This window comes from Chromobacterium aquaticum, from assembly GCF_021129195.1.
Lineage (GTDB): Bacteria > Pseudomonadota > Gammaproteobacteria > Burkholderiales > Chromobacteriaceae > Chromobacterium > Chromobacterium aquaticum.
Genome location: NZ_JAJOHW010000212.1, coordinates 1 through 8137, shown reverse-complemented (window position 1 = coordinate 8137; position 8137 = coordinate 1). Strand labels below are relative to the sequence as shown.

The window sequence follows — 8137 nt, the reverse complement described above, 5'->3', positions numbered from 1 at the left end:
GACGGCGTGATGCCGCAGACCATCGAAGCCATTCACCATGCCAAAGCGGCCAAGGTGCCGATGGTGGTGGCGGTCAACAAGATCGACAAGCAGGGCGCCAACGTAGAGCGCATCCGCCAGGAACTGGTATCGCATGAAGTGGTGCCGGAAGACTGGGGCGGCGACACCCAGTTCGTCGAAGTGTCGGCCAAGATGGGTCTGAACATCGACGCGCTGCTGGAAGCCATTCTGCTGCAAGCCGAAGTGCTTGAGCTGAAGGCTCCGGTGGATGCGCCGGCCAAGGGCATCATCGTCGAGGCCCGCCTCGACAAGGGCCGCGGCCCGGTGGCCACGCTGCTGGTACAGTCCGGCACCCTGAAGAAGGGCGACGTGGTACTGGCTGGCACCGCTTTTGGCCGTGTCCGCGCGATGATGGACGAAAACGGCAAGGCCATCGAATCCGCCGGTCCGGCGATTCCGGTGGAAATCCTGGGTCTGTCCGACGTGCCGCAAGCCGGTGAAGACGCGATGGTGCTGACCGACGAGAAGAAGGCGCGTGAAATCGCCCTGTTCCGCGCCGGCAAGTTCCGCGACGTGCGTCTGGCCAAGCAGCAAGCGGCCAAGCTGGAGAATATGTTCGCGCAGATGGCGGAGGGCGAGGTGCAAACCCTGTCCATCATCATCAAGGCCGACATGCAAGGTTCCTACGAAGCGCTGGCCGGCAGCTTGCAAAAGCTGTCCACCGACGAAGTACGCGTGGGCATCCTGCACTCCGGCGTGGGTGGCATCTCGGAATCCGACGTCAACCTGGCGATCGCTTCCAAGGCCATCGTGATCGGCTTCAACACCCGTGCCGACGCCGCCGCCCGCAAGCTGGCGGAGAGCGAAGGCGTGGACATCCGCTACTACAACATCATCTATGATGCGGTGGACGAAGTGAAAGCGGCGTTGTCCGGCATGCTGGCTCCGGAGAAGAAAGAACAGATCCTGGGCACGGTGGAAATCCGTCAGGTGATTCCGGTGTCCAAGGTGGGTAATATCGCGGGTTGCATGGTGACCGACGGCATGATCAAGCGTACCGCTTCGATCCGTCTGATCCGCAACCACGTGGTGGTGCATACCGGCGAACTGGACTCCTTGAAGCGCTTCAAGGACGACGTGAAGGAAGTGAAGCAGGGCTACGAATGCGGCCTGATGCTGAAAAACTTCAACGACATCCAGGAAGGCGACCAACTGGAAGCGTTCGAAATCGTGGAAGTGGCGCGTTCCCTGTAAGCGGGACGCCAGGGGCGGGTGCCGGTCTGACCGTGAGGTCGGCGGGCGCTCGCCTTTTTTAATTTTGCCGCGAAAACCACGAAATGACATGGCGGCCCGGGCCGTGCCATTTCGTGGATTTCGTGGTCTGAGCGGCGGCGACGCCGCGTAAAGTTGATTGGAAGTGATATGGCAAAAGCCAAAAAAGGTTTCTCCCGTTCCGACCGCATCGCCGAGCAGATTCAGCGCGAGCTGGCGGAACTGACCCGCAAGGGCCTGAAGGACCCGCGCGCCGGTTGGATCACCATCACCCTGGTGCAAGTGACCCGCGATTATTCGCACGCCAAGGTGTTCTACACCGTGATGGACGAGAAAACCCGCGAAGCGACGCAGGAAGCGCTGGAAAGCTCCGCCGGCTATCTGCGCTCCGAACTGGGCCGCAGCATCAAGATCTTCACCACGCCGCAGCTGCACTTCGTCTACGACGAATCGGTGGAGCGCGGCATGCATATGACCAGCCTGATCAATCAGGTGGCGCGCGAGGACGCCGAGAAGTTCGGCGTTCAGGAAGCCGCATCCGGCGAGGATGGCGCCGAGGGCAAGGAATGAGCAAGCCGCGCAGCAATCGCCGCCCGATAGATGGCGTGCTGCTGATAGACAAGCCCTACGACATCTCCAGCAACGGCGCGCTGCAGAAGGCGCGCTGGCTGCTGAACGCCGCCAAGGCCGGCCATACCGGCGTGCTGGACCCGCTGGCCACCGGCCTGCTGCCGGTGTGCCTGGGCGAGGCCACCAAGTTTTCGTCTTATCTGCTGGACGCGGACAAGGGTTATCGCGCCACGGTGAAGTTCGGCGTGGTCACCACCACCGGCGATGTCGAGGGCGAGGTGGTGTCCGAGCGCCCGGTCGTGTTCGACCGCGAGGGCCTGCTGGCGGCGATGGAGGCGTTCCGCGGCGAAATCTCCCAGGTGCCGCCGATGTATTCGGCGCTCAAGCATCAGGGCAAGCCGCTCTACGAGTACGCGCGCGCCGGCATCGAGATCGAGCGCGAAGCGCGGCGGGTGCATATCCGCAAGCTGGAGTTGATCAGCCTGGATGGAGACAGCGCGGTGATCGAGGTGCTGTGCAGCAAGGGCACTTATATTCGTACCCTGGCCTGCGACATCGGCGAAGCCTTGGGCTGTGGCGCGCATCTGACCGGTTTGCGCCGTACCGCCACCGGCGGCTTCACGCTGGACGAAGCCTTGCAGCTGGCGGACATCGAAGCGCTGGAGATGCCGCAGCGCGAGGCCTTGCTGTTGCCGGCCGATATCTTGGTGCGTCACCTGCCCGAGGCGGAATTGGCGGCCGACGAGGCCGGGCGTTTCATGCACGGACAGCCCGTGCGTTTTACCGAAAAATGTGCGAAAATGCAGCGTTTCCGGATTTACCGCGAGGGACGCCGGGAATTCTTGGGGCTGGGCGAGGCGCGCGACGATGGTCGCCTGCATCCGATCCGGCTCCTGGCGAGCAAGGCGGAGACGTCTTGAACGCCGGCGGCCCTAGGGCCGCGTACCGGAGTGTTGATGGGTTGCGAGGGTTTCGGCCTTGGCTGCTCGCTGCACTTGTCGGGTTGAAAAACCCCTACTGATAATTTGGAGTTACCCCAAATGGCAATGACCGCCGCTCAAAAAGCAGACATCGTTAAAGACTTCCAGCGCAGCGAAGGCGACACCGGTTCGTCCGAAGTGCAAGTGGCTCTGTTGACCGCTCGCATCAACGACCTGACCCCGCACTTCAAAGCCAACACCAAGGATCACCACAGCCGTCGTGGTCTGTTGAAGCTGGTTAGCCGTCGTCGTCGTCTGCTGGACTACCTGAAGCGCACCGATGCCGATAGCTATCGCGCATTGATCGCCCGTCTGGGTCTGCGCAAGTAAGGTTGGGTTTTGGAAAAGTCGCAGCGTGCTGCGACTTTTTCATGCCACATCAAGATCGCGAGCATTACTGCTGTAACAACGGGGGGAGCCTCTAAAAATTCGGATCGATATGCTTTGGTCAGAATTTTTAGGGGTTCCCGTTGTTTTTTTAGCTTGCGATTATTTGTCACACACAAAAGATTAGGGAAACCCTGTGTTCAATAAAATCACCAAGTCTTTCCAATACGGCCGTCACACCGTGACCGTGGAAACCGGCGAAGTCGCGCGTCAGGCGTCCGGCTCCGTCATCGTCTCCGTTGAAGACACCGTGGTGCTGGTCTCCGTGGTTGGCGGCAAGAACGTCAAGCCGGGCCAGGACTTCTTCCCGCTGACCGTGGACTACCTGGAGCGCACCTACGCCGCGGGCAAGATCCCGGGCGGCTTTTTCAAGCGCGAAGGCAAGCAGTCCGAGAAGGAAGTGCTGACCAGCCGCCTGATCGACCGTCCGATCCGCCCGCTGTTCCCGGAAGGCTTCTTCCATGACGTGCAAATCGTCGCCACCGTGATGTCGCTGAACCCGGAAGTGGATTCCGACATCCCGGCGATGATCGGCGCTTCCGCCGCTCTGGCCATCTCCGGCCTGCCGTTCGCCGGCCCGATCGGCGCCGCCCGCGTGGGCTACGCCAATGGCGAATACATCCTGAACCCGACTCGCACCGAGCTGGCCACCTCCGAAATGGATCTGGTGGTTGCCGGTACCGAGCGCGCGGTGCTGATGGTGGAATCCGAAGCCAAGGAACTGCCGGAAGCCGTGATGCTGGGCGCCGTGGTGTTTGGTCACGAGCAAATGCAAGCCGCGATCAAGGCCATCAACGAACTGGCCGACGAAGTGAACCCGGTGATGTTCGACTGGGCCGCTCCGGTCGCCAATGAAGAACTGATCGCCCAAGTGCGCGCCATCGCCGGCGAGCAACTGGCCAACGCCTTCCGCCTGCGCCAGAAGCAAGCCCGCACCGTGGCGATCAACGAAGCCTGGGACGCGGTCAAGTCCGGCCTGATCAACGAAAACACCGACACCCTGAAGGCCAATGAGATCAAGGGCATCTTCAAGGGTCTGGAAGCCGAGATCGTTCGCGGTCAGATCCTGGCCGGCGACGCGCGCATCGACGGTCGCGACACCCGCACCGTGCGCCCGATCAGCATCCGCAACAACGTGCTGCCGCGCACCCACGGTTCCGCGCTGTTCACTCGTGGCGAAACCCAGGCCATGGTGGTGACCACGCTGGGCACCAAGCAGGACGAGCAGATCATCGACGCGCTGGCCGGTGAATACACCGAGCGCTTCATGCTGCACTACAACTTCCCGCCGTATTCCACCGGCGAAGCCGGCCGCATGGGCCCGCCGAAGCGCCGTGAAATCGGCCACGGCCGTCTGGCCAAACGCGCGCTGGTTGCCGTGCTGCCGCCGGAATCGGAATTCGGTTACTCGATGCGCGTGGTGTCGGAAATCACCGAGTCCAACGGTTCTTCCTCCATGGCTTCGGTATGTGGCGGCTGCCTGTCGCTGCTGTCCGCCGGCGTGCCGCTGAAAGCGCACGTGGCCGGCATCGCCATGGGTCTGATCCTGGAAGGCAACCGCTTCGCGGTGCTGACCGACATCCTGGGCGATGAAGATCATCTGGGCGACATGGACTTCAAAGTGGCCGGTACCGCCGCAGGCGTGACCGCGCTGCAGATGGACATCAAGATCCAGGGCATCACCAAGGAAATCATGCAGGTGGCGCTGGATCAGGCCAAAGAAGGCCGCATGCACATCCTGGGTCTGATGAAGGAAGCCGTGGAAGGCCCGCAAGAGCTGTCCGCCCACGCTCCGCGTCTGTACGTGATGAAGATCAACCCGGACAAGATCCGCGAAGTGATCGGCAAGGGCGGCGAAACCATCCGCTCCATCACCAAGGACACCGGCTGCGAGATCAATATCGAGGAAGATGGCACCATCACCATTGCTTCGGTCAGCAACGAAGGCGCGGAAGCCGCCAAGAAGCGTATCGAAGAGATCACTGTTGAAGTGGAAGTGGGCAAGGTGTACGAAGGCACCGTGGTCAAGATCCTCGACAACAATGTCGGCGCCATCGTATCCATCCTGCCGGGCAAGGATGGCTTGGTCCACATTTCCCAGATCGCCAACGAGCGCATCAAGAACGTGGCCGACTATCTGAAAGAAGGCCAGGTTGTGAAGGTCAAGGCCATCGAAATGGACGATCGCGGCCGCATCCGCCTGTCCATCAAGGCCCTGCTGGAAGAAGAGGCGAAAACCGCGCAAGCGACTGCCGATTCCTTCGGCCTGAAGGCCCAGTAAATCAGCCTGAATGCCGCTCCACTCCGGAGCGGCTACCGGCTAGCATCATCCTCTGCCAAGGCAGGGGGTTTTTTACGTCCGCTTTTAGCGCTTGCTTATTGCCGTCATGTAGGGTCTTTATGTTTTTCGTGCTTACTTGCATGTCTTTTGATTGGAATTTTATGTATGAAAATGACAAAATGAGAGGCTTTTGAATATTAGGAATGGGTTGATGATGAGAAAATTATTGTTTTGCGCCTTGGTGTTCAATCTATTGCTAGCCAATGTCGGTAACGCCGAAAGTTTGAAAACCCGCTATGGCACGGTTTCCGAGGATGGCGCTGGCCAACTGCACTTAGGTAAGAAACTACTGCATGACGCGGATGGTAATAATATTTATCTGCAAGGAAGCTTTCAGCTCAAGGACAAGGATGTGGTCTTGTTCAACAGCCATTGCGGTGGCAGCGGCTGTGTGGAGCAAAGCTTTTATCTGCTGACAGTAAGCAAGGGAGGTGCCAGCAAAAAATTCAAGCTGGGGGATTTCTCCATGGGTGTCGAGGCGACCGCCCGTGTTGAAGGCGAGCGCTTGAAAGTGGTTTTCAGCCCGGAAAACGGTAAACAGGAAACCGTGGTTTTTGATGGTGAAAAGCCGACGAAGGCGGTTAAGCGCGTCAAGTCCAAAGCGGAACTCAGCAAGGAAAACTGTCAGTGGGTCTATAAGTACGCCGATTCATGTGTGGACGCCGGTCAAAACGGAAATGATTGTAATGCGAAGCTGCGCGATGATTTTCCCGGCTGGAGCGCACGCGGTATCGCCGAGCTTGACGATAGCTACAAGCCGGCGGCATTCGACAAGGCTTGCCGTTCAATGTGCCTGGCCAAGCGGAAGAATATGGGCTTTGATGCTTTTGCCAAGAGCGTGTGCAAATCGTGATGTTCTAGCTTCTAAAGAGGGCTTGGATATAAAAATGCCGGTACCCGCGGAAGGGGCCGGCATTTTTCATGGTCAGCGTTCAGGGCTGGGCCGGCTTGATCGCCATGCCGCGCGCCAGCAGCCTGGCGCTGTCGCGACACCAGTCGTCGATCAGGCTTTCCAGGCTCTCCAGCTTGACCGCCTCGCCGCGCTGGAGGCTCTTGTCGCTCTTGCGCAGATTGACGCTGCCGGCCAGCAGCTTGCCGCTATTGGCGTCTTCCAGCTGCGCCATGCTGCCCACCTTGGTCAGATAGGGCTCCTTGCCGGCGGCCAGCCGGCCCAGATTGAACACCGCCTTGATCGGCAGGATGTCCAGCGGCTCCACCCCCGGCCGTTCCTGAGCCATGCCGGTGACGGCCACGCGCAGGCGGGCGCTGTCCGGCAGCGCCTCGCGGCTGACCGGGATGCCGACCTTGTGCAACTCCTCGGTCATCCGCCGCTGGAAATAGGCGGCGATGCGGTTTTCCTCGCCGCTCTGCAGTAATTGCCAATCGCCGTCAGCCTGGTGGCGCATGAAATACAGCGGCTCCACCACGATGGATTTGTAAGCGCTTAGTTGCGCGTCCGGCGCGCGGTACAGCCGTTGCGAGGCGTTGCGCTCAGAGGCCTTGAACGCGGTCAGCGGCAGGCTGAACAAGGTTTGCGGGGCCGCGGCGTCCTGGGCCAGGGCGGGCAGGGCGGCCAGCAATAGCAGGCCAAGCGTGAGGGTTTTGCGCATGATGCGCTCCTGTTAGAGGTTGTGCGGGCGCGCCATCCGCGCGCAGCGGCGGATTTGGCGGCAACCGCGGCTAGACCGCCGGCATCGCGCAGGCGTTCCCCGGCTTCACAGATCTTTGCATTCCACCATCATCATGCTAGCAGCCGGCAGCGGCGGCGCGCGATTTTGATCTTGAGCATTGAATACCACATTAATACCAGTTAGCCTGTGCCCACGGTGGCATGCGGATGACGAATGGGAGACGCGGCGGGGGAGGCTCCGTCGCGCGGCGCGCCACGCAAATCGCAGAGGTGAGCATGAGGACGAAACAACTATTGGCGGCGGGCCTGTTGTCGGCCAGCGCGCTGGCTTGGGCGCAGCCGGATGTCGCGGCGCTGGCGCGGGACCTGTCTCTGGCGGTGGCGGTGGACAGCAATAAGGGCGCGGCCGCCGGCGCGCGCTGCGTGGAACTGGGCGCGGACTGGGGCAGTTGCCTGCAAGGGCGGCTGATCCTGCAAAACCATGGTCAGTCCGCGGTCCCGGCCAAGGACTGGACCTTGTACCTGCACAGCATCCGACGTTTGCTGCAGCTGGACAGCCCGGACTTCGAGCTGAGCCATCTGACCGGAGACTTGTATCGGCTGACGCCCAAGCCCGGCTTCGCCGGCATCGCCGCCGGCGCCAAGCTGGAACTGCCCTTGGTGGCCGAGTACTGGATGTTGCACAACAGCGACGTGTTGCCGCGGCCTTATCTGGTGGCCGATGGCCAGGCGCCGGCGGTGCTGGCGCGCAATGACGATGATGACGCCAGCTATCTGCTGCCGCTGCCGGGCGATGAATGGAAGTCGCCGGCGGGCGAGGCGCGGCCCTTGATGGACGCTGCCGAGCGCTATCGCGAATTCGCGCGCCGCGGCCCGCAACTGACCGCCGCTGATGTGGCAGCGCGAGTGATTCCCGCCGCGCTGCGCGTCAAGCCGGACGGCGGCAAGGCGGCGGCG

8 protein-coding genes are annotated in these 8137 nt (G+C 61.3%); 7 read left to right on the top strand and 1 reads right to left on the bottom strand.

Features of this window, described 5'->3' with window-relative positions:
• The 6 genes from infB to LQT98_RS22970 form a co-directional block, all read left to right on the top strand.
• Positions 1-1254 (top strand): translation initiation factor IF-2 (gene infB / locus LQT98_RS22995; protein ID WP_231465490.1); only part of this gene is annotated, 1254 nt, incomplete at its 5' end.
• Between the two features lie 168 nt (positions 1255-1422).
• Positions 1423-1842: a 30S ribosome-binding factor RbfA gene (rbfA, locus tag LQT98_RS22990; protein WP_048409122.1), complete on the top strand. Its 420-nt coding sequence runs from the start codon at positions 1423-1425 to the stop codon at positions 1840-1842.
• The gene (truB, locus tag LQT98_RS22985) at positions 1839-2762 is read left to right on the top strand and encodes a tRNA pseudouridine(55) synthase TruB (protein ID WP_231465488.1); all 924 of its coding nucleotides are present in this window, start codon (positions 1839-1841) and stop codon (positions 2760-2762) included. Before rbfA ends, truB begins: the two co-directional genes overlap by 4 nt.
• A gap of 120 nt (positions 2763-2882) precedes the next feature.
• Positions 2883-3152 (top strand): 30S ribosomal protein S15, encoded by a 270-nt coding sequence (gene rpsO, locus LQT98_RS22980; RefSeq protein WP_019104449.1) that lies wholly within the window; start codon positions 2883-2885, stop codon positions 3150-3152.
• 193 nt (positions 3153-3345) lie between these two features.
• Positions 3346-5490: a polyribonucleotide nucleotidyltransferase gene (pnp, locus tag LQT98_RS22975; RefSeq protein ID WP_048409124.1), complete on the top strand. Its 2145-nt coding sequence runs from the start codon at positions 3346-3348 to the stop codon at positions 5488-5490.
• Between the two features lie 211 nt (positions 5491-5701).
• Entirely contained in the window at positions 5702-6403 is a 702-nt protein-coding gene (locus LQT98_RS22970; RefSeq protein ID WP_231465486.1) for a hypothetical protein, read from the top strand.
• Positions 6404-6482: 79 nt separating this feature from the next.
• Here LQT98_RS22970 and LQT98_RS22965 read toward each other — a convergent pair whose 3' ends face one another.
• Positions 6483-7160: a DUF3313 domain-containing protein gene (locus LQT98_RS22965; protein ID WP_053074302.1), complete on the bottom strand. Its 678-nt coding sequence runs from the start codon at positions 7158-7160 to the stop codon at positions 6483-6485.
• Between the two features lie 296 nt (positions 7161-7456).
• Here LQT98_RS22965 and LQT98_RS22960 point away from each other — a divergent pair.
• Positions 7457-8137: carbohydate-binding domain-containing protein (locus LQT98_RS22960; RefSeq protein ID WP_231465484.1), on the top strand; the 681-nt coding region annotated here is incomplete at its 3' end.